The 25,917-nt window shown below is 77.7% G+C and carries 2 protein-coding genes; both read right to left on the bottom strand.

Annotation, left to right across the window (positions count from 1 at the left end; genetic code table 11):
- Window positions 1-129 precede the first annotated feature (129 nt).
- Complete coding sequence (locus tag I6A81_RS15735; RefSeq protein WP_203010218.1) at window positions 130-22,560, bottom strand: non-ribosomal peptide synthetase; 22,431 nt, start codon at window positions 22,558-22,560, stop codon at window positions 130-132.
- A gap of 250 nt (window positions 22,561-22,810) precedes the next feature.
- A partial coding sequence (locus I6A81_RS46505; RefSeq protein WP_307874687.1) for an AMP-binding protein occupies window positions 22,811-25,917 on the bottom strand: 3,107 nt, incomplete at its 5' end.

Raw genomic sequence — 25,917 nt, 5'->3', positions numbered from 1 at the left:
TCGTGGCGGCCCTCGCGTTCCGGTCTTTCGCGCCTCGCCTCGTCGCGCCCGCCGCCGAGTCGCGCGGCTGCCGGGTCGGGGGCATGCCGGCGCGCGGCGGCGCGCGGGGCGGCACACGGGCCTGGGCGGTCATCGGCCGGCGACCCCCGCGGCGGCGCGCAGCGCGTCCAGCGCCCGGACCCAGGCCGAGGCGAGCTCACGGACCGCGGCCGCGGGCGGCCCGCCCGGGCCGGAGCTCCACCGGGCGACCAGCTCGGTGCCGTCGGCCCGGTCGAGCGCGCGCACCAGGACGGTCAGCCCGAACGGGTCGGGCCGGTCGGCGTTCCAGTCGGCGAACAGCGCCTCGTCCTCGGCGGCGACGTCCCAGTCGCCCGGCCGGGGGCGGGTGAGCCGGCCCTCGTAGTTGAGGTAGACCGCCGGCCGTCCGGCCGCGGCGAGCACCGGGGCCGTGCGCGGGTTCAGGTAGCGCAGCAGGCTGTAGCCCGTGCCGCCGTCCGGCACCGCCGCGAGCAGCGCCCGGGTCCGCGCCACCGCGGCGGCCAGCGCCGCGTGGTCCGGCCCCACGCGAGCTGGACCCGCGTGATCCGGACCCGCCTGGTCGGGCGCCAAGCGATCCTGGACAGCCGCGCCGGTGAACGCGTCGCCGCGGGACGCGCCGCCGGCGGATGCCGGGGCCGAGCCGAGCTCGACGGCGTCGTGGCCGAGCCAGACGGGGACGACCTCGGCGAACCAGCCGACCGTGCGGGACAGGTCCAGGTCGTCGACGAGGTGCTCGTGACGGCCGTGTCCCTGCAGCGCGACGAGAACGCCACTCACGCCGGGCTCGTCGCTCGCCTGCCCGGCGAGCCAGCGCCGCCGGCAGTCGGCGACCGCCAGCGACAGCGCGGTGAGCAGCACCTCGTCGACCCGCGCCCCGAACGCCGCCGGCACGGCGGCGAGCAGGTCGGCCGCCCGCGGTCCGGTCAGCGTGACGCTGACCGGCCCGCCCGGCTCGCCGCCGCCGGGCTCACCGTCGCCAGGCCCACGGTCGCCGGGCCCACCGTCGACATGCGCACCGCCGGCATACGCACCGCCGCGAGGCTCGCCGCGGTCCGGGTCGCCGGGCGGCCGGGGAAGCGAGGTCCCCTGGGCGAGCAGCCGCGTCCAGAAGGGCAGCTGCGACTCGACGTCCGGGGCGAGCGCGCGCTCGGCCAACCGGCCGGCCCACCGTCGGTACGACGTCGGCACCGGGGCCAGCCGGGGCTCGCGCCCCGCCGCCACGGCCGCGGCCGCCTCGGCCACGTCCGCCAGCAGCACCTGCCAGGACACCCCGTCGACGACGAGATGGTGGACGAGCAGGAGCAGCCGGCCCGGACCGCCAGCACCGGCGTCGAACCACACGCAGCGGACCAGCACGCCGCGGTCCGGGTCCAGCTCGGCGTCCGCGGCCCGCGCGTGAGCGGCGATGATCGCGGCGAGCCGCCGCTCGCCGCCGCTCGTGCCGGCCAGCCCGCGGACGTCCACGCGGCGCGCCCAGGAGTGGACGTCGGCGGAGCCGGGCGGGGCGACGTCGAGGAGCCAGTCCGGCTCCCGGCCCGCACCGCCAGCGCCGCCGGCCCGGACCAGCCGGGCCCGTAGCAGGTCATGCCGGTCGGCCAGGGCCCTCAGGACGGCGACCAGCGTGTCCAGGTCGAGGCCGGCCGGCGCCTGGAGCAGGACCGGCGAGGAGAAACCATCGACGCCACCGCCCTCGTCACGCAGCGCGCGCAACGCGGGGGTCGCCGCCGCCAGCCCTGTGCCTTCGTCGTCGCCACCGTCGAAGCCGGCGCCGGTGGCGGCGCCCGAGGCCGTCCGGACGCCGCCGCCGCCGGGACCGTCGTCACCGTTCAGGCTGCCGTCGCTGGTAAGGCCGCCGTCGCCGAGGAGACCATCGCCGCCGGCGGGAACGTCGCCGTTGGGAAGAGCACCCGCGCGAGCGCCGTCGGCGGGCCGCCGCCCGGCGCCGCGGCCGTTCGCGGCGGCGCGGGCCTCGAGGGCCGCGGCCAGCTCCGCCGGGGTCCGATGCCGGAACAGCTCGCGGGCGGCGAGCGGGAACCCGTCCGCGCGCAGCCGGCTGACCAGCCGCATCGCGACGATGCTGTCGCCGCCGAGCGCGAAGAAGTCGTCGTCCGCGCCGATCCGGGGCAGCCCGAGCGCGGCGGCGAACAGCGCGCACAGCCGCGCCTCCAGCTCGGTCGCGGGCGCGCGGCCAGCGGCGCCCGCGGCGAGGTCGACGGCGGGCAGCGCCGCCCGGTCGAGCTTGCCGTTGGGGGTCAGCGGCAGCCGCCCAGGCACGGCCACCACGGCGGCCGGGACCATGTACTCCGGCAGGTGCTCGGCCGCGTGCGCGCGCACGGCCGCCGGGTCCAGCCCGGCGCCCTCGGGGACGGCGTAGGCGACCAGGCGTCTGGCGCCGGACGCGTCGGCCACCGCGAGCACGGCGGCCTGCCGCACGTCCGGATGGCGCATCAGCGCGGCCTGGACCTCGCCCGGCTCGATCCGGAATCCCCGGATCTTGATCTGGTCGTCGGCCCTTCCCAGGAAGTCCAGCACCCCCGGGGTCCCTGCCGGATCGACGAACGGGGTCCCTGCCGGATCGACGAAGTCGATCTGGGAGGTCGTGATCTGGGAGGTCGTGATCTGGGAGGTTCGCGCGCGCCAGCGCGCCCGGTCACCGGTGCGGTACAGGCGCGCGCCGGGCGGGCCGAACGGGTCGGCGACGAACCGGGAGGCGGTGAGGCCGGCGCGGCCGTGGTAGCCGCGGGCAAGCCCCCGGCCACCGACGTAGAGCTCGCCGACCACGCCGACGCCGACCGGCCGCAGCGCCGGGTCCAGGACGTAGGCCCGGGTGTTCGGGTCGGGTACGCCGATGGGGACGGGCCCGCGCCAGTCCGGGTCGGCCGCCCAGAGCGTCGAGTTCACGGTGGCCTCGGTCAGCCCGTAGGCGGCCACGACGCGCAGGTCGCGCGCCCAGCGCCGGACCGTCTCCGTCGGCACCATCTCGGTACCGACGACCAGCACCCCGCCCGCCGGCAGCGCGCAGCCCGGCGGCAGCGCGGCCACCAGCGAGGGCGGCAGGATCATGTGGGTGGCGCCGTGCTCGACCAGGTAGTCGGTGAGCTCGGGGCCGGCCACCCGGCGCCCTTCCGGCACGATGACCGAGCACCCACCGACGCACAGCGCCATGCACAGGTCGAACACCGTCACGTCGAACCCGACGGAGGCGAACTGCGCGACGCGGGAGCGCTCGTCCACGCCGAGCCGGTCGACGGCCGTGGCGACGAGGCTGCCGATGCCCTCGTGGGTGACGACCACACCCTTGGGCTGTCCGGTCGACCCGGAGGTGTAGATCACGTACGCGGCGTCGTCGAGGCACAGTTCGGCCGTCCCGGGGCCCGGGGAGGCCGGATCGTGGCTGGCGAGCGCCGCGACCGTCGCCGGGTCGTCGAGCAACACCAGCCGGCGGCCGGCGCGATCGCGCTCAGCGGCGCCGCCGCCCCCGTCGGCGCCAACGCCGTCGGCGGCGACGGAGACGGCGTTGGCCTTGGCGTTGGCGTTGGCGTTGGCGTGGCCACTGTCGCCGTCGTCGTCGGCCCGGGCACCTGGCCCGGCCTCGGAGTCGCCCGCGGCCAGGGTGGACAGTTCGGCGGCGCGGTCCGTGGTCGACAGCACGAGCCGGGCGCCCGCGTCGGACAGCATGAACGCGACCCGGTGGGCGGGATGGTCCAGGTCGATCGGCAGATAAGCCGCCCCCGCCTTGAGCACGCCGAGCAGGGCGACGACCAGGTCGACCGAGCGCCCCACCGCGACGGCGACGACGTCCCCGCGCCGCGTGCCGCGGGCGGCGAGCAGCCGGGCTAGCCGGTTCGCGCGCGCGTCCAGCTCCGCGTAGGTCAGCGCGACGTCCTCGCAGACCACGGCCGCCGCGTCGGGCAGGCGCCGGGCCGTCGCCTCGAACGCCGCGGGCCAGGTCAGCTCGACGACGTCGCGGTCGGTGCGGTTGAAGTCGACCAGCACCCGTGCCCGCTCGGCCGGGTCGAGGACCGGCAGCGACCCGATCCGCGTCCCCGGCCCGGCGAGCGCCGCCTCGACCAGCTGGCGCAGCCGGCCGGCCAGCGCCTCGACCGTCTCGGGGTCGAACAGGTCCGCGCTGTAGGCGATCCCGACGGTCAGGCCGGCGGCCTTCCCGTCCGCCCCGGCGTGCCCAACGGAGGGGTCCTCGGCGGTGGGGTGCTCGGCGGTGGGGTGCTCGACGAAGGGGTGCTCGACGAAGTCGAACGACAGGTCGAACTTGGCGGTGTCGGTCCTGACCGGCTCGGGGCTGGCGGCGACGCCCGGCAGGTCGAGCTCGCCGGCCGCGTCGGAGGCCGGCAGGTACACCACCATCACCTGGAACAGCGGGTGCCTGGCGAGCGAGCGCGGCGGGTTCACGGCGTCGACGACCCGGTCGAAGGGCAGGTCCTGGTGGTCGAGGGCCGCGAGGTCCACGGCGCGCACCCGGGCGAGCAGCTCGGCGAACGTCGGGTCGCCGGACAGGTCCGTCCGCAGCACCAGCGTGTTCAGGAACAGGCCCACGACGCCCTCGAGCCGCTCGTCGACCCGGCCGGCGACCGGGCTGCCCAGGGGGATGTCGTCGCCCGCGCCCAGCCGGTGCAGCAGCGCCGCGACGGCGGCTCGCAGCACCATGAACACGGTCACGCCGTGCTCGCGGGCGAGCGCGCGCAGCCCGGCGACCAGCTCGGGGTCCCAGGTCCGCTCGACGACGCCGCCGGCGTGGCTGGGCTGGGCCGGCCGTGGCCGGTCTGTCGGCAGGCTCAGCTCCTCGGGCAGCCCGGCGAGCGTCCGGCGCCAGAACTCCCGCTGGCGAGCCGCCCGGCTGTCAGCGTCGCGCTCGTCGCCGAGCAGCGCGCGCTGCCAGCGCGCGTAGTCGGCGTAGGTCAGCGGCGGCGGCGCCCAGCGGGGCGCGTGCCCGGCGGCCCGGGCGCGGTAGGCGGCCGTCAGGTCACGGGCGAACGGCCGGTCGGAGCCCTCGTCCGCCGCGATGTGGTGCACCAGGAACTGGACGACGCGCAGCGCCGGCCCAAGCCGGAGCACGGTCACCCGGACCGGGATCTCGGTCTCGAGGTCGAACGGGTGCGCGGCGGCGGCCGCCAGCCGGTGCGCCAGCGCGTCCGGCCGGTCCGGCTCGACGTCCTCCACCACGAACGGGACCCGCGCCTCGGCCGCGGCGACGACCCGCCCGACCGGGTCCCCGTCCGGCGCGGGGAACACGGTGCGCAACACCTCGTGCCGACCGACCACGTCGGACACCGCCAGCCGCAGCGCGTCGACGTCGAGCGGGCCCGTGAGCCGCCAGGTGATCGGGATGTTGTAGGCCGGGCTCGGGCCGGCGACCTGGCCGAGCACCCACATCCGGCGCTGCGCCCAGGACAGCGGGGCGGGCTGGCCGGGATCAGGCTGGCCGGGATCGGCGGCGAGCGCGGGCCACGCGGCCCGGGTGGCGTCGAGCTGGCCCACCAGGCCGGCGACGGTCGGCGCGTCGAACACCGCCCGCGGCGCCACGTCCACGCCGAGGACCGTCCGGATCCGGCCGCGCAGCCGCATCACCAGCAGCGAGTGCCCGCCGAGGGCGAAGAAGTCGTCGTCGACGCCGACCTCGGCGACGCCGAGCACCTCGGCGAACAGCTCCGCGAGCAGCTGCTCGCGCCCGGGCCGTGCCCGGCGCCCGGCCGGGCGCGGCGACGCGTCCGGGGCCGGCAGCGCCGCGCGGTCGAGCTTGCCGTTGACCGTGCGCGGCAGCTCCGGCAGCGCGACGAACGCGGCCGGCACCAGGTACGCGGGCAGCCGGGCGGCGACGTGGGCGCGCAGCGCCGCGAGGTCGACCGCCGCCGCGGCGTCGCCAGCGCCAGCCGCGCCTGCCGCCTCGCCCGCCAGGACGGTGGCGGGAACGACGTAGGCGACGAGCCGGGCGGCGCCCGGGGCGTCCTCGCGGGCAACCACCGCCGCGGCCGCGACATCCGGGTGCTCCGCCAGAACGTTCTCGATCTCGCCGGGCTCGATCCGCAGGCCGCGCAGCTTGAGCTGGTCGTCGGCGCGGCCGAGCAGCTCCAGCGTGCCGTCCCCGCGGCGGCGGGCCCGGTCGCCGGTCCGGTACATCCGCGCGCCGGGTTCGCCGAACGGGTCGGGCACGAACCGGGCGGCGGTCAGGCCGGGGCGGCGCAGGTAGCCGCGGGCGAGGCCGCCCCCGGCGAGGTACAGCTCACCGGGGACCCCGTCCGGCGCGGGCTCCAGCGCGGCGTCCAGCACGTACACCCGCGTGTTGGCGACGGGCGCGGCCCACTCCGCCGGGGTGCCGGGCGGGTCCGCCGCTCCCGGCCGGCCAGCGGAGTGCCAGCCGTAGGCGTCCACGGTGTACTCGGTTGGCCCGTACAGGTTGTGGACGGCGGTGCCGTCGAGTGCCCGCAGCCGTTCCCACAGCGCCGCCGGGGTCGCCTCCCCGCCGACCACGAGCACGCTCGGCCGGTGCGTGCCCGGCTCGAGGAAGCCGTGCCGCGCGAGCTCGGCCAGATAGCTCGGGGTGACGTCGACGACCTCGACCCGCTCGGTGGTGACGTAGCCGGCGAACACGGCCGGGTCCCGCAGCGTGGCCTCGTCCACCACGTGCAGCTCGTGGCCGGCGAGCAGCCACAGCAGCGGCTCCCAGGACGCGTCGAAGCCGAACGGCGCCGCGTGCGCGACGCGCAGGACGCTCCCGCCGGCGGCGCGGCTGGCCGGGTCGATGACGTCGGCGCGCTGCGCGGCGAACAGGTTGGCCAGGCCCCCGTGGGTGCCGACGACGGCCTTCGGCCGGCCGGTCGAGCCGGAGGTGTAGAGGACGTAGGCCGCCCCGGCCGGGGGCCCGCCGGTCGCGGCGGCGGACGGGAGGTCGGGCGGGGTGCCGGGGAGCGCGGCGAGGCGCGTCCGGGTCTCCGCCTCGTCCAGGAGAACGGTGACCGCGTCCGTGGCCGCGGGCAGCCGGCCGGCGAGCTCCGTGGTGGTGACGACGACGGCGGGCGCGGCGTCGGCGAGCAGGAAGGCCAGCCGCTCCTCCGGCTGGTCGTGGTCGAGCGGCAGGTAGGCGGCGCCGGCGGCGAGCGCCCCGAAGATCGCGGGGACCATCAGTTCCCGTGGCAGCGCGAGCGCCACCACCGGTTCGCCGGCCTCCCCCGCGGCCAGGCCCCCCGCCCGGCCGGCCGCCGGGTCGGCGAGCAGCCGGGCGAGCCGGTTCGCCTGGGCGGCGAGCTCGCCGAAGGTCAGCCGCCGCCCGCCGGTGACCAGGGCGACCCGCTCCGGGTGGGCGGCCGCCGCCAGGGCGAGCAGCTCCGGCACCCCGGCCGGCGACGCATCGGCCGGCGACGCATCGAGCACCGCGCCGGTCGCGGCGGCCAGCGCGGCGGCCCGCTCGCCGGCCCCGACGAGTGGCAGCCGGCTGACCGGCCGGTCCGGGTCGGCGCCGGCCGCGTCGAGCAGGGCGACCAGCCGGTCGGCGATCCTGGCGGCGGTCGGCGCGTCCAGGACGTCGAGCGCGTACTCGACCAGCACCGTGACCTGGTCGCGGGCGGCCCGGTCCACGAAGGTGATGTCCAGGTCGAACTTGACGACGTGGAAGTCCGGGTCCGGCCAGCTCGCCGGCAGGCCGAACAGCCGCCGGTCGTCGTCGGTGAGGTGGTGGTAGCCGGCCATCACCTGGAACAGCGGGTTGCGGCCGGCGACGCGGCGCGGGTTGAGGGCGGCGACCACGTCCTCGAACGGGACGTCCTGGTGATCGAACGCCGCGAGGTCGGCGCGGCGAGTCCTCGCCAGCAGCTCGACGAAGGTGGGGTCTCCCGACAGGTCGGACCGCGGGACCAGGGTGTTGACGAAGAACCCGACCAGCGGCTCGAGGGCCTCGTCGGTGCGCCCGGCGATCGGCACGCCGACGGGAATGTCGTCGCCGGCGCCCAGCCGGTGCAGCAGGGCCGCGACGGCCGCGTGCGCGAGCATCGACATGCTCGTCCCCGTCCGGGCGCACAGGGCGCGCAGGGCGGCCACCGTCGCCACGGGCAGCTCGCGGGTCTCCCGCCCGCCCGCGCCGGCGCGCACCGGCGGGCGGGGCCGGTCCAGCGGCAGCGGGATCTCGTCCGGCAGCCCGGCCAGCGCCTCCGCCCAGAACCCGAGCTGGCGGGCCGCGCGGCTGCCCGGGTCGGCCGGGTCGCCGAGCAGCTCACGCTGCCAGCGGGTGTAGTCGGCGTACTGGACCGCCAGCGGGGGAAGGCTCGGCGCCCTCCCGGCCAGCCGGGCGGCGTAGGCGGCGTCCAGGTCGAGCAGGAACGGGCGGTCGGACCACTCGTCGGTCGCGATGTGGTGCAGCACGATCACCAGCACCGTGCTGGCCGGGCCGGGGCGCAGCACGGTCAGCCGCAGCGGCGGATCGGTCCGCAGGTCGAACGGCGCGGACGCCGCCGCCCTGACCCGCTCGGTGACCTGTTCGGGCGCGCAGTCGAGCGCCGTCACCTCGGGCCGGACGGCGCCCGGGTCACCGACGAGCTGGTACGGCTCACCGTCGTGCTCGGCGATGACGGTCCGCAGGATCTCGTGCCGGTCGATCACGTCGCCGACGGCGGCCGCCAGGGCGGCTAGGTCGACCTGCCCGGCGAGCTCGATCACCAGCGGGTAGTTGTAGGCGTTGGTGCCTTCCGCGAACCGGTCGACCAGCCAGAGGCGGCGCTGCGCGGGTGACAGGGGGATCCGTTCGCCTGGCTCGCGGGCGGCCCGGGTCGGCCGCGGCCGCGCGGCCCCGGGCGCGGCCGTCGCCGCGCTGGCCCCGGCGGAACCGCCGCCGGCCTCGCCGGCGACGTCGGCGCCGGCCGCGGGAGTGGCCCGCGGCGCGAGCGCGGCGACGGTCGGCGCCTCGAACAGGTCGCGGATCGCCAGGTCCACGCCGAGCGCGCCGCGGATCCGGCTGACCAGCCGGGTGGCGAGCAGCGAGTGGCCACCGAGGGCGAAGAAGTCGTCGTCGACGCCGGTCTCGGGCAGCCCCAGCACGTCGGCGAACAGCGCGCAGAGGGTCTCCTCCACCGGGGTGGACGGCGGCCGGGATGAGCCGCGGGCCACGGCGGGCTCGGCCGGCGGCAGCGCCGCGACGTCGAGCTTGCCGTTGGTCGTCAGCGGGATCCGGGCCAGCGGCACGAAGGCGGCGGGGACGAGATAGTCGGGCAGCTCGACGCCGAGGTCACCGCGCAGCCGCCCGACGAGCTCGGCGGTGTGCCGGGCGGACGTCGGGTCGTTCGCGACCCGCGCCCGGCCGGCGGGCACCGGGCCGCCGGCGGGACGGGCCTCGACAGGACGGGCGTCAGGAAAGCGGGCGTCAGGAAGGTAGACGTCGGCGCGCGGGCCGGCTCCGGCCGCGCCGGCGCGCAGGAGCACCGCGTCGAGCAGGCCCGGCCCGGCGGCGGCGCGGGTGACCAGCGGCTCGTAGCCGAGACGCTCGGCGAGCAGGCACAGCCGCTCCGGGTCGACGGCCCGGCCGGCGGCTGGCTCGGCCGCCACCGTGCCGAGCGCGACGGCCGCGGCGACCTCGTCGGCCACCCGGGCGTCCGGCAGCCTCGTCAGGCGCAGCGCGGCGGGCCGGTCCGTGGCCAGCAGGGCGGCGAGCCCGTCGAGGTCCGCGATCCGCTCCCCCCAGACCAGCGCGGGGGCGGCGGCCAGTGACACCGGTGGGCTCGCCGGACGCGGGCTCAGCACCACGTCGAACCGGTGCCGGCTGAGCTCGTTGCTGGCCAGGCCTCGCTTGACACGTACCGACACCGCCGCGTAGTGCTCGGCGCCGAACGCCGTGAAGAACTCGGGCGCCAGGACCAGCTCCTTCTCCAGCGCCACCCGGCGGTCGACGGCGGCCACGAGCCGGGCGGCCGGGACGGCGCCGCCGCCGGCGCGGGCGAGCTCGATCGCGGTGTGCAGGACGGGCAGCCGGCCCAGGTCACGCACGTCTCCGACGAACACCGCGCCGCCCGGGGCGAGCAGCCCGAAGACGCCGGTGAGCACCCGGCGCAGGTACTCGGCGCCGGGGAAGTACTGGGCGACGGAGTTGAGCACGACCGTGTCGAAGTAGCCGGTCGGCAGCCCGGTCAGGTCGTGCGCCGGCCGGTGGCGCAGCTCGACCGCGCCGAAGCGGGCCGGGTCCGCGTCGAGCTCGGCGCGCAGCTTCTCGAGCACCGGCGCCGCGAAGTCCGTGCCCCAGTAGCTCTCGCACCCCGGCGCGAGCTGCCCGAGCAGCAGGCCGGTGCCGACGCCGATCTCCAGCACGCGGCGGGGCGCGAGCTCCCGGATCCGCGCGACGGTCGCCGCGCGCCACTCCCGCATCTCCTCGACCGGGATCGGCTGGCCGTCGTAGCTGGAGTCCCAGCCGGCGAAATCCTCCCTGGTGAGGGCGGTGGGGATCGCCGTGTACTCGTCGGTGTAGACCTGCCGCCACTCGCCGACCTGGTCGGCCTCGGCGGCCGCCCGGTCGGCGGCCGTCGGCTCGGCGGGGACGACGTAGGCGACGAGCCGCCGCCCGCCGGGCTGCGCCGGGTCGTCCGCGGCGACCACCGCGGCCTGGGCGACCCCGGGGTGCCGCTCGAGCGCCGAAGTGATCTCCCCGAGCTCGACCCGGTGGCCCCGGATCTTCACCTGCTCGTCGGTGCGGCCGAGGAAGTCCAGGTTCGCCTCGCCGGCTCGGCGCCGCACCAGGTCGCCGGTGCGGTACATCCGGCCGCCCGGCACCGACGGGTCCGCGACGAACCGGGCCGCGGTCAGGCCCGGCTGGCCGAGGTAGCCGCGGGCCAGGCCGGCGCCCGCGACGTAGAGCTCGCCGGGTACCCCGTCCGGGACGGGGCGCAGCCAGCGGTCCAGGACGTAGGCCCGGGTGTCGCGGATCGGCCGGCCCACGGTGGGCGTCGCGCTGTCGGCGGTACCGGCGCCGAGAGTGTTGATCGTGTACTCGGTCGGGCCGTAGAGGTTGTAGCCCGCCGTCCCCGTGGTGTCGCGCAGCCGGTTCCACAACGTGTCCGAGACGGCCTCGCCGCCCAGCATCACCAGGCACGGCCGGTGCCCGGCACCGGCGGCGGCACCGCCGGCGGCGCCGATGGCGCGGGTGGCGCCGGCCGGTTCACCCGGGCCGGTGGGCCCGTCCGCGAGCAGGCCAAGCTCCAGCAGGTGCTGGGCGTAGGTCGGGGTGACGTTGACGACGTCCACCCGGTGCTCGTGGCAGTAGGCGACCAGCGCCTCGCCGTCGCGCCGCAGGTTCTCGTCGCAGATGTGCACCTCGTGGCCCTCGACCAGCCAGAGCAGCTCCTCCCAGGACATGTCGAAGGCGAACGAGACCGTGTGCGCGATCCGCAGCCGCCGCCCCAGACCTCCCAGATCGGCTTCGCCGATCCGGCAGGAACCCCGGGCCAGGGCCACCGTCGGGTCGAAGATCTCCTTCTGGTGGTTGAGCTGCATGTTGGTCAGGCCCCGGTAGGGGGTGACGACGCCCTTCGGGCGGCCGGTGGAGCCGGAGGTGTAGATCACGTACGCGGGATGGTCGAGCCGGCCGGCGCGGCCGCGCGCGAAGCCGCCCAGCTCGGCGGCGGTGAGCTCGCCGGCGTCCTGGGCCGCCAGCCGCTCGGCGGTCGCCGGCTCGTCGAGCACCAGCCAGCCCGGTCCGCCGGCGTCGGGGGCATCGGCGTCGGGGGCGTGTGCCGGGCCATCGAGGGCGGGGGCGCCGGTGGCGGAGGCATCGACAGTGAGGGCAGCGACAGTGGGGGCGTCGACGGCACCGAGGTAGCCGGCGGTGGCCCTGGTGGCGAGCACCAGGGAGGCACCCGCGTCGGCGATCATCGCGTTCAGCCGCGGGGCGGGGTGGTCCAGCTCGAGCGGCAGGTAGGCGGCGCCGGCCCGCAGCACGGCGAACAGCGCGGCGACCATGTCGAGCGACCGGCCGAGCGCGAGCGCGACGACCCGCTCCGGCCCGGCGCCGTGCGCGCGCAGCAGCCGGGCCAGCCGGTTCACCCGGCCGTCGAGCTCGGCGTAGCTGACCCGCCGGGAGCCCGGGCCCGTACGTGGCCACCCATGACTCAGCACGAGGGCGGTGGCGTCGGGGGTGCGCGCCGCCTGGGCGGCCAGCAGGTCGGCGATGGTCTCGTCGGCGGCCTCCCGGTCCGTGCCGCCCGGGCGAGCGGGCGTCTCGTCGCCGGACGGCGGCGGCTCGTGCGCGGCGGCCAGCGCCGCGCGCTCGGCCGGCAGCAGCACCTGGACCGAGCCGACCGGAGCGGCCGGGTCGGCGGCCAGCGTGTCGAGCAGTGCGACGAACCGGCGCACGAGCGCGTCGGCCAGCGCGGCGTCGACGACGTCGGGGCGGTATTCCAGCCGGACGGTGATCCGCGCGCCGGGGAACAGCACGAAGGTCAGCGGGTAGTGGGTGTGGTCGACGCTGGTGCCGCCGGTGATGCCGTAGCGGGCGCTGGTGGCGTCCGTCGCCACCTCGTCGATGAAGTTCTGCAGCACGTACAGGGTGTCGAACAGCTCCGGATGCCCGGCGGCGCGCTGGATCTCGCCCAGGCCGAGGTACTCGTGGTCCATCAGCGCGACGCGCTCGGCCTGGACGCGGCGCAGCAGGTCCGCGACGGTCTCCGCCGGGTCCAGCCGGACCCGGGCGGGAACCGTGTTCAGGAACAGGCCGATGACGTCGTCGATGCCGGGCAGCTCGGTCGGCCGGCCGGCCACGGTGGTGCCGAACACGACGTCGTCGCCACCGGTCGCGCTCGCCAGCACCAGCGCGAGCGCCGCGTTGAAGACGGAGTTGATCGTGAGACCGGCCTCACGGGCGAGCGCCCGCGTCGCGGCGGTCGTGCGTTCGGGCAGCTCGACGGTGATCCGCCCGGGTTCGACCGGCGCGAGCCCACGGGCGGCGGGCACCACGAGCGTCGGCCCGTCCAGGCCGTCCAGGGCCGCGCGCCAGGCCGCCGTGGCCACGGCGGTGTCCTGGCGGGCGAGCCAGTCCAGGAAGTCCCTGTAGGAGGCCGCCGGGGCGGGCGGCCCGGCGGCCTGCCCGGTCTCGCCGTCACCGCCGGGATCGCCGCCCGGGTCGGCCGCGTAGAGCCCCAGCAGCTGGTCGATCACCAGCGCGCCGGACCAGCCGTCCCAGAGCAGCACCTGGCGGTTGATCACCAGCCGGTCGCGGCCGTCGCCGAGGTGCAGCAGGAGGAGCCGGAACAGCGGCGGCCGGGTGACGTCGAACGGCGTCGTCCGGTCGCGATCGGCCAGCTGGGCCGCGCGCGCGGCGCGCTCGGGCTCGGCGAGCCCGGACAGGTCGACCTCGGCCAGCGGCGCCGGCAGTCCGGTGAGGATGACCTGCGCCGGCGCGGGCAGGCCGTCGCTGACGAAGCCGGCCCGCAGGACCGGGTTGCGCCGCATGAACTGCTCGCAGGCGCGCCGCAGCCGGTCGCCGTCGAGCCGGTGGGCGAAGTCGAGGCTGAACTGCGCCGTGTACGCGTCGCCGGACCGGTCGAGGGCCGAGTGGAACAGCAGGCCCTCCTGCAGCGGCGACAGCGGCCAGATCTGTTCGACCGGCGCGGGGCTCGCCCGCCTGATCCGCTCGACGTCGGCCGGGGAGAGCCCGGCCGAGTCGATCCGTCCCTCTGCCGGCCCCTCGGCGGGGCCTCCTGCCTGGTCCTCGGCCTGGCGCGTGGCCTGGCCAGCCCGCCGGCCGGCGGGCGCGAGCGCGGCGAGCTCGCGCAGCGCGGACACCCAGCCGTCGGCGATCCGGGCCGCGTCGGCGGCGGGCAGCACGGTCGACAGGTAGGTGAACGTCGCCCGCAGCGTCGGGCCGTCCGCGCCCTGGACGCAGGCGGCGTCGCAGGTCAGCGGGTGGCCGACGGCGAGGTCGGGGTCAGGGTGCGCGGCGAGCGCGTCGCTCTCCGGGGCGAGCGCCCAGTCCGCCGCCGGGTCGGCGTCGAACCGGCCCAGGTAGTTGAACAGCACCTCCGGCCGGGCCGCGGCGGCCAGCGTCGCGGCGGCGAGCGGGTTGGCGTGGCGCAGCATGCCGTAGCCGATGCCGCCGTCCGGCGTCGCCCGCCACCGCTCGGTCACCAGCCGCAACGTCTCGGCCGCGTCCAGCCCGGCGGCGGCCGGCAGGCGGACCGGGACGATGCTGGTGAACCAGCCGACGGCGCGGGACAGGTCCAGCCCGGGGGCGATCTCCGCGCGGCCGTGCCGCTCCACGTCGACGAGCAGGTCGGCCGAGCCGTCCCAGCCGCGCTCGTGCCGCCAGCGCGCGACCGCCACCCGCAGGGCGGCCAGGAGCACGTCGGTTATCTCGGTGCCGGCGGCGGCTACCCCACTCGCCGGCACCGTCAGCAGCGGGACGGTGACCGCTGGCGGTACCTCGACGACGTGCCGGGCGGTGTCCGCGAACCGGCCCGCCGCCCCGCCTCGGCCCGCCAGCGCTCGGCCGGCGCCGCCGGTGGCGTCGATGGGGTGGCCGGCTCCGTCCGTTCCGCCGGTGAGCTCAGTGCCCTCAAGGGGACCCGCGGGATCCGCGAGACCCGTGGGATCGGTGAGCCCGGCGCCGGGGGTGAGCGTCGCGGTCCAGTGCGCGAGCTCGGCGAGCCTGTCCGGGTCCTGGGCGCGCTCCGCGAAGACCCGGGCGAACGTGCGCAGCGAGGTGGGGACCGGGGCCAGCCACGGCGGCTGGCCGGCGCGCGCCGCCGCGAAGGCCTCGCCGAGGTCGGCGAGCAGGATCCGCCATGACACGCCGTCGACGACCAGGTGGTGCGCGACCAGCAGGAGCCGGCCGGGCTCGGCCGGGCCGGCGTCGAGCCACACCGCGCGCAGCATCGCCCCCGCGTCCGGGTCGAGCGCCTCGGCGGCCGCCGCCGACTCGGCGGCGACGACGGCGCGCACCTCGGGCGCGGCCAGGCCCGCGATGTCGACGCGGGTCAGCAGCCCGCCGACGGCCACCGTGCCGGGCGCGGCTGTCCGCAGCAGCCACAGCGCGGGCGCCGGGCGCAGCAGCCGCGCGCGCAGGCCGTCGTGCCGGTCCAGCACGGCATCCAGCGCGGCACCCAGCGCCGCCAGGTCGGCACCGGCCGGCACCCGGACGAGGAACGCCTGGTTGAGCCGCCGGATCGGGCCGCCCCACTCGGCGAGCCGGGCGACGACCGGCAGCGGGGTGAGGACGCCGACCCCGTCCGGGTCGTGGCCCGGCTCGGCCGGCGCGCCGGCGGCGGCGTCCCCGGCGGTGGCGGTAGCGGCGGCGCCGGCCGCGCCGGGGATCGCGGGGCTGACGCCGCCGGAACCGTCCTGGACGGAGCCGTCCTGGACGGAGCCGTTCTGGACGGCGGCCGCCAGGGCCGCGAGCGCGGCCGGGGTGCGGTGCTGGAACACCTCGCGAGGGGTGAAGGTGATCCGCTCGCGCCGGGCACGGTTGACGAGCTGGATCGCGACGATGCTGTCGCCGCCGAGGGAGAAGAAGTCGTCGTCGACGCCGACCCGTTCGACGCCGAGGACGTCGGCGAACACCGCGCACAGCGTCCGCTCGGCCGCGGTGCGACCGGCGGTGGCGGTGACGGGCGCTGCCAGGTCGGGCGCGGGCAGGCTTGCCCGGTCGAGCTTGCCGTTGCGGGTCAGCGGCAGCGTGTCGAGCACGACGACGGCGGCCGGGACCATGAACTCCGGCAGCGCGGCGGCGGCGTGCCGGCGCAGCGTCGCGCCCAGGTCGGCCGCGTCGTCCGCCGAGCCGGGGCGCGGCACGACGTATCCGACCAGCCGCCGCTGACCCGGCCGGTCCTGGCGGGCGAGCACCACCGCGGTCTGGACAGCCGGGTGCTCGGCGAGCACGCTCTCGATCTCGCCGAGCTCCACCCGGAAGCCGCGGATCTTGACCTGGTCGTCGGCCCGGCCCAGGTACTCCAGCCCGCCGTCCGGCGCCTGCCGCGCCAGGTCCCCGGTGCGGTACATCCGCTCCCCCGGCGCGCCGTCGGGGCAGGCGACGAACCGGGTCGCCGTCAGGCCCGGCCGGCCCAGGTAGCCGCGGGCTAGCTGATCGCCGCTCACATACAGCTCACCGGCCACCCCCGGCGGGACCGGGGTGAGGTGCTGGTCGAGGATCCGCGCCCGCAGGCCGGGAATGGGCACGCCGATCGAGCTGCCCTTCGCCGCCGCGGCGCTCACCCGGTCGAGACGCGCGTAGGTCACGTGCACCGTCGTCTCGGTGATGCCGTACATGTTGACCAGCGCCGGGGCGTCGTCCGGGTGCCTGGCGTACCAGGTGGCGAGCCGTGAAAGATCGAGCGCCTCGCCACCAAAGATCACGTAACGCAGGGCGAGCGTGGACGGGTCGCCGCCGAGATCCGCCTCGGCCGCCATCAGCTGGGTGAACGCCGACGGCGTCTGGTTGAGCACGGTCACCGACTCCCGGCGCAGCAACTCGAGGAACTGCTCGGGTGACCGGGCGACGTCCTGGTCGACGACGACGAGCCGGCCGCCGCGCAGCAGCGGTCCCCACAACTCCCAGACGGAGAAGTCGAACGACGCCGAGTGGAACATCGTCCACACGTCGGTGTCGTCGAAGCCGAACCAGTGGTCCGTGTTCGCGAACAGGGCGGTGACCGCCTCGTGCGGGACGACGACGCCCTTCGGCCGCCCGGTGGACCCGGAGGTGTAGATGACGTAGGCCGGCGAGCTCGGGAGCGCGCGGCGGTCGGTGTCCAGGGTGGGGCTGGTCGTCGGCGCGGCCGCCAGCGCGGCCAGCACCGCCGGGTCGTCGAGCACGAGCAGCGGCGCGCCGGACCGGGCCGGCAGGGCGTCGCGGGCCCCGTCCACCGTGAGCACGCACGCCGGGGCCGCGTCGCGCAGCATGTAGGAGAGTCGGTCGGCCGGGTAGCCGACGTCCAGCGGGAGGTAGGCGGCGCCGGCCTTCTGGACGGCGAGCAGCGCCACCACGAGGTCGGTCGACCGGCCGATCGCGACCCCGACGATCGACTCGCGGCCGACGCCGCGGGCGACCAGCAGGTTCGCGATCCGGTTCGCGCGGGCGTCGAGTTCGGCGTAGGTGAGCTCGGTGTCCCGCCAGCGGGCGGCCACCGCCGTCGGCGCGCGCAGCGCCTGCTCCTCGAACAGCTCCGGCAGGGTCGCGCCGCGTGGGCGCGCCCGTCTGGCCGGGCCGTCCGCGCCGCCGTCGACGGCGACACACCCGTCAGCGGCGGCGTCACCGGTGGCGTCACCGGTCGCGGCGTCCTCACCGGCGGACGTGCCGGCGAGGACGGCCGCGGTGAGGTCGGCCGCGCTGGCGCCGGCCGCGGTGACGACGACGGACGGAGCGCTGGCCGGAGCGACGGCCGCGCCGAGGGCGCCGACGGGCGTCTCCGGGGCGTCGACGATCGCCGCGAGCAGGGCGAGCAGCCGGTCGGCGAGCGCCGTCACGGTCCGCTCGGCGAGCAGGCGCGGGGCGTACCCGAGGGTCAGCCGCAGGCGCTCGCCGGGGATCACCCGCACCGTCAACGGGTAATGGGTCGCGTCGAGGCCGTCCAGCGAAACGACGCGCAGGTCGCTGCCCGCGGGTAGCAGGGTGGCCCGGTCGAACGGGTAGGACTCCAGCACGAGCAGGGTGTCGAACAGGTCGCCGAGCCCGGCGGCGGCCTGGATGCCGGCCAGCCCGAGCAGCTGGTGGTCGGCCAGCGCGCCCTGTTCGGCCTGCACGCGGCGCAGCAGCCCGGCGGCGCTCTCCGCCCGGTCGAGCGTGACCCGGACCGGGACGGTGGCGTTGAACAGCCCGACCAGGTCGGCGACGCCGGGCAGCTCCGGCGGGCGGCCCGCGACGGTCGTGCCGAACACCACGTCGTCACGCCCGACCGCGCGGGCGAGCAGGACGGCCCAACCAGCGCGCAGCACCGTGGCGAGGGTGACGCCCGCGGCCCGGGTGAAGCGGGCGAGCCGGGCGGTCAGCGCGGCGTCCGCGAACCGTTCGACGGTGGCCGTGCCCGCCGAGTCCGCCGCGCCCGCCCGGCCGGCGGGGCCGGCCGGCGCGTCACCGGCGAGCATCGTGGGCTCGTCCAGCCCGGCCAGCGCCGCCGCCCAGGCGGCCGCGGTGGTGTCCCGGTCCTGGCGGGCCAGCAGGCGCAGGTAGTCGACGTAGCCGGTCGACGGCGGCGAGCTCACCCGGCCGCCCGCCGTGGCGCCGGCGCCGATGCCCGTACCGGCGTCGGCGCCGGCCGTGCGCGGCGCGGCCGGCGGGGACTCGTACCGGGCGAAGAGCTCGCGCAGCACGAGCGGCAGCGACCAGCCGTCCAGCACGATGTGGTGCGCGGTCACGACCAGCCGGTGCGACCCCGGGCCGGTCGTGAGCAGGAGGAAGCGCAGGAGCGGCGGCGCGGACAGGTCGAAGCGGGTTAGCCGGTCGGCGTCGGCGAGCCGGGCCGACTCGGCCGCGCGCTCGGCCTCCGGCCAGCCGGACAGGTCAGCCTCCGTCCAGTCCGGCTCGAGCGGCCCCAGCACGAGCTGCGCGGGAACGCGCGCGTCGGTGACGAACGCCGTCCGCAGGTTGTCGTGCGCCGCGATCAGGGCGCGCGCCGCCGCCCGCAGGCGCCGCCGGTCGAGCCGGCCGTCGAGCTCGACGGCGAACTGAAGGACGTACACGTCCGGCGCGCCCGGCGTCTCCGGCCTGTCCGGCGGCCTTGGCTCGTCCGCCGGGTCGCCGTCGGCCAGGGCGTGGAAGAGCAGCCCCGCCTGGAGAGGCGACAGCGGCCACACCGCTGTCATCTCCGGGAACCGGGCTCGCCACCGGGCGACGTCCGCCGGCTCCACCTCAGCCAGTTCGACGACCTGCCCCAGCTCGGCCACCTCGGCCAGCTCAGCGGGCGCCGGCTCACCCGCCACGGTCCCGCCGGCCGCCGCGGGCAGGGCCTCGGCGGCCGCCGAGGCGCCGGACGAGGGATCGACGGAGGAAGGATCGGTGGACGAGAGGTCGGCCGACGAGGCGGCGTCGTGCTCGGCCACGCCGGGCTCCGCCGCCGGACGCCCGGTCGTCAGGCGGTCGGCGAGCGCGGCCGGGGTGGGATGCGCGAAGACGTCGCTCAGGCCCAGCGCGAGGCCGGCGGCCCGGGCGCGGGCCAGCACGCCGAAGGCGAGGATGCTGTCGCCCCCCAGGTGGAAGAAGGAGTCGTCGGCGCCGACCCGCTCGAGGCCGAGCACAGCGGCGAACGACGCGCAGAGGAGTTCTTCGGCGGGGGTCACGGGCGGCCGGGCGCCGGCCGTCGGGCGGGGGATGCCGGGCGCGGGCAGGGCGCGCCGGTCGAGCTTGCCGTTCGGCGTCGTCGGCAGCTCGGCGACGGCGACGAACGCCGCCGGCACCATGTATTCCGGCAGCGCCGCGGCGAGGTGCTCCCGCAGCGCGCGGTCGAGGCCGTCCGGCAGCGGCTCGGCGGTGCCCGCCGCCGGCCGCGGCACGCCCGGGCCGGCCGGGACCACGTACGCGACCAGGCGGCGGGTGGCGCCGGTGTCCGCCCGGGCGGCGACCGCGCAGCGGGCGACCTCCGGGTGTCGCCCGAGCACCGCCTCGATCTCACCCGGCTCGATCCGGAAGCCGCGCACCTTGACCTGGTCGTCCACCCGGCCGACGACCTCCAGCTCCGGGGTCACCGGACCGGCGGCGGCCGGCTCCCGGACCCGCCAGCGGGCGAGGTCACCGGTGCGGTACAGCCGCGCGCCGGCTGGCCCGAACGGGTCGGCGACGAAGCGGCTGGCGGTGAGGCCCGGCTGGCCGAGGTAGCCGTCGGCCACCCCGTCGCCGGCGATGTAGAGCTCGCCGAGGACGCCGGGGGCGACCGGGGCCAGCGCCGTGTCGAGCACGTAGACCCGGGTGCCGCGGATCGGCCGGCCGATCGACGGCAGACCGCCGCCCGCCAGCACCGGGCCGCTGGTCGACCAGATGGTGGTCTCGGTCGGGCCGTACATGTTCCAGACCCGTCCGGCGCGCGCGGTCAGCCGGTCGGCGAGCGCCGGCGGCAGCGGCTCGCCGCCAGCGAGCACGCGCACGCCAGGGAAGGGGACGGCGTCGGCGTCCAGGATCGACGCCCACAGGGACGGGGTGGCCTGCGCGAGCGTGACCTCACCGGCGGCGAGCAGGGCGGAAAGCCAGGCCGGGTCGCGCGCCTCGTCCCGGTCGGCGAGCCGCACGGCGGCGCCGGCGGTCAGTGGCGCGAGCAGCTCGAGAGCGGCGATGTCGAAGGAGAACGTGGTCAGCGCGAGCACCCGGTCACCCGGCCCGAGGCCGAACCCGTCGACCATGGCCGCGAGGAACGTCGACAGCGCGCGGTGCGGGACGACGACGCCCTTGGGACGTCCCGTCGAACCGGAGGTGTAGATCATGTACGCGGCCGTGGCCGGGTCGGCGTCCGGCCACGGCGTGTTCGCCGCCTCGGCGCCCGGCCCGTCCGCCATCCGGTCCAGCAGGACGACGAGGACGTCGTCCGGGACCGGCAGCGAGAGGAGCAACGCGCTGGTGGTGATGACGAGGGCGGGCCGGGCGTCGGCGAGCAGGTGGGCGACCCGGTCGGCCGGGTGGTCGGGGTCGACGGGCAGGTAGGCGGCGCCGGCCCGGCTCACCCCGACCAGCGCGACCAGCAGGTCGGCGGAGCGCCCCACGGCGAGCGCGACCAGCCGGCCCGGGCCGGCCCCGAGCGCGCGCAGGTGCCGGGTGAGCGTGGCGGCGCGGGCGGCCAGCTCGCCGTAGCTCAGGGTCGCGCCGGACGTGATGACGGCGGGGGCCTCCGGCGCGGCCAGCGCCCGCCGGGTGAACAGCTCGGCCCAGCTCGCGGCCTGGCCGGGTGCCGGGTCGGGCGCCGCGGTGTCGTTCCACTCGACCAGCAGCCGATGGCGTTCGTCGTCCTCGAGCAGCTCGAGCGCCCCGACCGGCCGGTCCGGGGCGGCGAGCGCCGCGCCCAGGAGACGTTCGAACCGGCGCAGCACGTCGGCCGCGACGGGAGCCGCCAGCCGGTCGGTCAGGAACGTCGCCTCCAGGTCCAGCTCGTCGCCGTCGAGCTCCGCGACGACGCCGAGCGGGAGCTGCGCGGCGCCGCCGCGCACCGGGCGCCGCCGCGCGCGCAGTTCCGGGGCGGCGGCGCCGCCCAGGTGCTCGCCCGGCCGGGCGCGAACCGCGAACGTGGTGCCGAACAGGCTGGTGACGGCGTCCGTCCGGTCCGGGTTGACGGCCCGGACGACGTCCTCGAGGTCGACGTCCTGGTGGGCGAACGCGCCCCGGCACACCTCGCGGGTGTGCGCGAGGACGGCGGCGAACGAGTCGGAAGGGCGGATCCGCAGCCGCAGTGCGAGGGTGTTGCCGAAGTAGCCGATCAGGCGGTCGGCGCCGGGCCGGTCGCGGTTGACCACCGGCGAGCCCACCACCAGGTCGGTCGCGCCGCTGTACCGGTGCAGCAGCGTGCCGTAGCCGGCCAACAGCGCCATGAACGGGGTCGCGCCGTGCTCGGCCGCGAACGCCCGCACCCGGCGGGCGAGCCCGCCCACGGCGCGTCGGGTGACGAGGTCACCCGACGGGCCGCCGTCAGCCGTGCTTGCTGAGAGGTCACCAGCCGCGCTCGCTGAGAGGTCACCAGCCGCGCTCGCCGTCGGGCCGGTCGTCCCCCGGTCGCCGTCCGGCGTCAGCGCGCCGTCACCGGGCAGCCGTGCCGGCTCGGGCAGACCGGCCAGCCGCTCCCGCCAGTAGTCCAGCCCGGCCGCCGGCGCCGGGGCTCCGCCGGCGGCGGCGTCCAGGTACTGCGGGGCGCCGGCGCGTGTCTCGGCCGGCGGCAGGCCGCGCCGGTGCCGGTCGTAGTGCTCGAGCAGCTCCCCGAAGAACACCGCCCACGAGCCGTCGTCCCAGGCGATGTGGTGCGCGGCCAGGACGAGCGTGTGCAGCTCGTCCGCCTGGCGCAGCAGCGTCAGCCGCAGCGGGGACTCGGCGGCGAGGTCGAAGGAGTGCCGGGCCGCGCGGGTCACGGCCGCGTCCACCAGGCTGTCGCCCTCGGCCGCCGGCTCGGCGCCGAGGTCGAGGCTGGCCCAGCCGGGCGCGAGGTCGGCATGGACGACCTGCTCGGGCTGCCCGTCGGCGGTGGCGTGGTAGGTCGTACGCAGGATCTCGTGGCGGCTGGCCACGGCGTTCAGCGCCCGGCGCAGGTCGCCTGCGTCCAGCGGGCCGGTGAGGTCGAAGGCGACGCAGATGTTGTAGGCGACGCCGCCCGGGTCGAGCTGCTGGAGGAACCACATCCGCAGCTGGCCGGGGGTGAGCGGGTATCCGTGGCCGGGGATCCGGCCGGCGGGCGCCGGCTGGTCCGCGGATCGGCGCTCGGACGGCCGGCGGCGGGCGGCGAGCTGCTCGGCCGCCAGGCGGCGGCGCAGCAGCTCGCGCTTGCGCTCCTGGGAACGGGCGCCGCCCGCCAGGCCGTTTCCGTCATCCCCTCGGGCGGGGTCCGAGGTTCCAGGCTCCGGGGTGAGTCGGGAAAGGCTCATGGGGTCCACCTCTGGAAATACGCCGGCCGCGAGCGAGCCGACATCGGGGAACGAGCGGTGACGAGCGAGGGCGGGCGCGGGTCGGGCGCGCCGCGGGTGGCGCCGGGCACGGGTGGGTGGGAGGCGGGCGAGCGCGGTCGGGCCGGCCGGCAGCGACACGACGGCGGGACGGCGCGAGACGGCGTCGCCGGAGCGGGGGGCGTCGGCACCACCGCGCGCCACGGCTCGCGGCCGTGGCGCGCGGACGGCGTCAGCGGTCGAGCCGCCGGCGCAGCTCCTTCTTGTCGATCTTGCCGACCGCGGTCAGGGGAAGGGCGTCGAGCACGACCAGCCGGTCGGGCAGCTTGATCCGGGCGAGCCCGCGCTCGACGAGGTGCCCCCGCAGCTGGCCGAGCCCGGGCGGCTCCGCGCCCGGCGGGGGCACGACGACGGCGCAGATGCTCTCGCCGACGGTCTCGTCCGCGATCCCGACCACGGCCGCCTGGGCGATGGCCGGGTGGGCGAGCAGCTCCTCCTCCAGCTCGCCTGCGCTGATCTTCTCGCCGCCCCGGTTGATGACGTCCTTGACCCGGCCCTCGACGACGAGGTGGCCCGACGGCAGCCGCCGCACCAGGTCGCCGGTGCGGTAGAAGCCGTCGGAGGTGAACGTCACCGCGTTGTGCGCGGCCGCCCGGTAGTAGCCGCGGATCGTGTAGGGACCGCGGGTCCACAGCTCGCCGACCTCCGTGGGCGCGACCTCGGCGCCCTCGCCGTCGACGACCCGCAGCTCGTCGGCGTCGGCGAGCGGCCGCCCCTGGGTGGTCGCGACCAGGTCGGGCGGGTCGTCCAGCCGGGTGAAGTTGAGCAGCCCCTCGGCCATTCCGAAGACCTGCTGGACCGCGCAGCCGAGCGCCCCGGGGATCTCGCGGGCCAGGCCCTCGTCGAGCCGCGCCCCGCCGACCTGCAGCAGCCGCAGGCTGGTGAGGTCCGGCCGTTCCCAGCCGGCCGCGTCGGTCCACATCCTGGCGAGCGCCGGGACCAGGGCGGTCACCGTCACCCGCTCGGCGGCGATCAGCCGGAAGGCCACGTCCGGGCTGGCCGAGGCCGCCAGCACCACCGTCCCGCCGGCGCCGAGGGTGCCGAGGATCCCGGGGCAGGCGAGCGGGAAGTTGTGCGCCGCGGGCAGGGCCGCCAGGTAGACGTCGGCCGCGGCCAGCCCGGCCACCGCCGCGCTCGCGCGCGCGTTGTAGGCGTAGTCCCGGTGGGTGCGGGGGATCAGCTTGGGCTTGCCGGTGGTGCCACCGGAGATCAGCATGAGCGCCACCCCGGCCGGGTCCTGCCGCGGCGCCCCGGCGTCCGGCGCCCGCGCCCCGGGCGGCGAGGCTCCCGCGGGACCGGCGGCTTCGCCGCGCCGGCGGGCCGCCGCGCCGGCGGCCGCCACCGCGTCCAATGCGGTGAACGGGCCGGCCTCGCCCGCGACGAGGACGTGGCGCAGCGAACCGACGGCCTCGGTCAGCTCTCCGGCCAGGTCGCGGTAGTCGAAGCCCTCGTGACGGTCGGCGATCACATAGGCGACCGCGTCGGAGAGCCGGGCGAAGTGCTCGATCTCGGTCCGCCGGTGCGCGGGCAGCGCCAGCACCGGGACGGCGCCGAGGCGCGCCAGCGCGAACAGGACGGTGACGAGCTCCGCCCGGTTGGGCAGGTGCAGAATCACCCTGTCCCCCGCGGCGAGGCCGAGGGTGGCGAGGCCGGCGGCGAGGTCGTCCGCCTCGGCGTCGAGCTCGGCGTAGCTGATCCGCCGGTCGCCGGCCACCAGCGCGGTCGCGTCCCCGGACCGGCGTGCCCAGGCGCGCGGCAGCTCGCCCAGGGTCTCGTCCCGCCAGTAGCCGTCGGCGCGGTAGCGCCGTTCGAACTCCTCCGGCCAGCGCGCCCAGTCATCCGCCAGCGGGTCGGCGACGGCCGCGGCGCGCTCGCCGGGACCGGCGGCCCCGGTGGCGGGCTGCCCGGCGGCGGGCCGCCCGGTAGCGAGCTGCCCGGTGGCGGGCGGTTCAACGGCGGCCTGGCCAACAGTGGCCTCGTCAGCGGAGGCCTGTCCCGCGGAGCCCTCGTCGCCGGTGGCGGCCCGGTCCCCCCGGTCGGCGGCGAGCGGTTCGGTGCCTGGCTCTCCCCCGGGCGTGGCCGCGAGGAGCGCCTCGACCTCGCTGTCCGACAGCGCGTCGATCTCCAGGACGAGGGACGCGACGCGGTCGAGCCGCCCCGGCGACGGCTCAACCCGGCGCAGCGCCTCGGCGAACCCGGCGATGGTGGGGGCGCCGAACAGGGCCCGCACCGAGACGTCCTCGGTGTCGAGCTCCTCGCGAACCCGCGCGACCAGCGCGGTCGCCAGCACCGAGTCGCCGCCGAGCGCGAAGAACTCGTCGGACACGCCGGGGTCCGCCGCCGCGAGCACCTCGCGCCAGATCTTCAGGAGCACGCGTTCGAGGTCGTCGCGCGGCGCGGACCGGGCGGCCTCACCGCCGGCGACGGGGCCGGCCAGCAGGGCGCCGACGGCGCGCCGGTCGATCTTCCCGTTCTTGGTCAGCGGCAGCTCGCCGAGCACCACCACCCGGTCCGGCACCATGTGCGGCGGCAGCGCCAGGCGCAGCGCCTCGCGGACCGCCGCGGCGGCCACCGCGGGCTGCTCGACCGGCGACGGCCCAGCCACCAGGACCACGGCGGCGCTCAGCGACGGCCCGCGGCCCGGCCCGGCCGCGGTGACCGCGGCGACGCCGGCGCGCACGCCGGGGACCGCCAGCAGCGCCGCCTCGACCTCGCCCAGCTCGACCCGGAACCCGCGGATCTTCACCTGGTCGTCGCCGCGGCCGAGGAACTCGACGGTGCCGTCGGGGGTGTAGCGGGCCAGGTCGCCGGTCCGGTACCAGCGCGCGCCCGCCAGCTCGACGAACCGGCTCGCCGTGAGCTCCGGGTCGGCGAGGTAGCCGAGCGCGACGCCGTCGCCGCCGATCCACAGCTCCCCGGGCACGTGGTCCGGGCAGTCCCGGCCCAGCGGGTCGACGACCCGCAGCCGGACGTTGCGCAGCGGCGTGCCGTAGGGGACGCAGCGCCATTCGGGCGGCACCGGCCCGCCCGCGGGCACCTCGAGGATCGTCGAGTGGATCGCCGTCTCCGTGGTGCCGCCGAGGGCGAGGAAGCGGCAGCCCGGCGCCGCGGCCTCGAGCCGGCCGGGCAGGTCGACGCCCACCCGGTCGCCGCCGAGCAGCACCGCCCGCAGGCTGCCGAGCGGCCCGCCGGCGCCCAGGAGGAGGTCCAGCACGGTCGGGACGCAGTTGAGCACGGTGACGGCGTGCCCGCCCACCAGCTCGGCCCAGCGCCGCGCCT

The sequence above is a fragment of the Frankia nepalensis genome, from assembly GCF_016786325.1.
Taxonomy (GTDB): domain Bacteria; phylum Actinomycetota; class Actinomycetes; order Frankiales; family Frankiaceae; genus Pseudofrankia; species Pseudofrankia nepalensis.
The sequence above is the reverse complement of the archived record's forward strand: the minus strand, read 5'-3'. Positions and strand labels throughout refer to the sequence as shown.

Excerpts from the sequence above, each read along its gene's own strand:
- I6A81_RS15735 (WP_203010218.1), bottom strand. The coding sequence starts at position 22,560 with ATGAGCCTTTCCCGACTCACCCCGGAGCCTGGAACCTCGGACCCCGCC.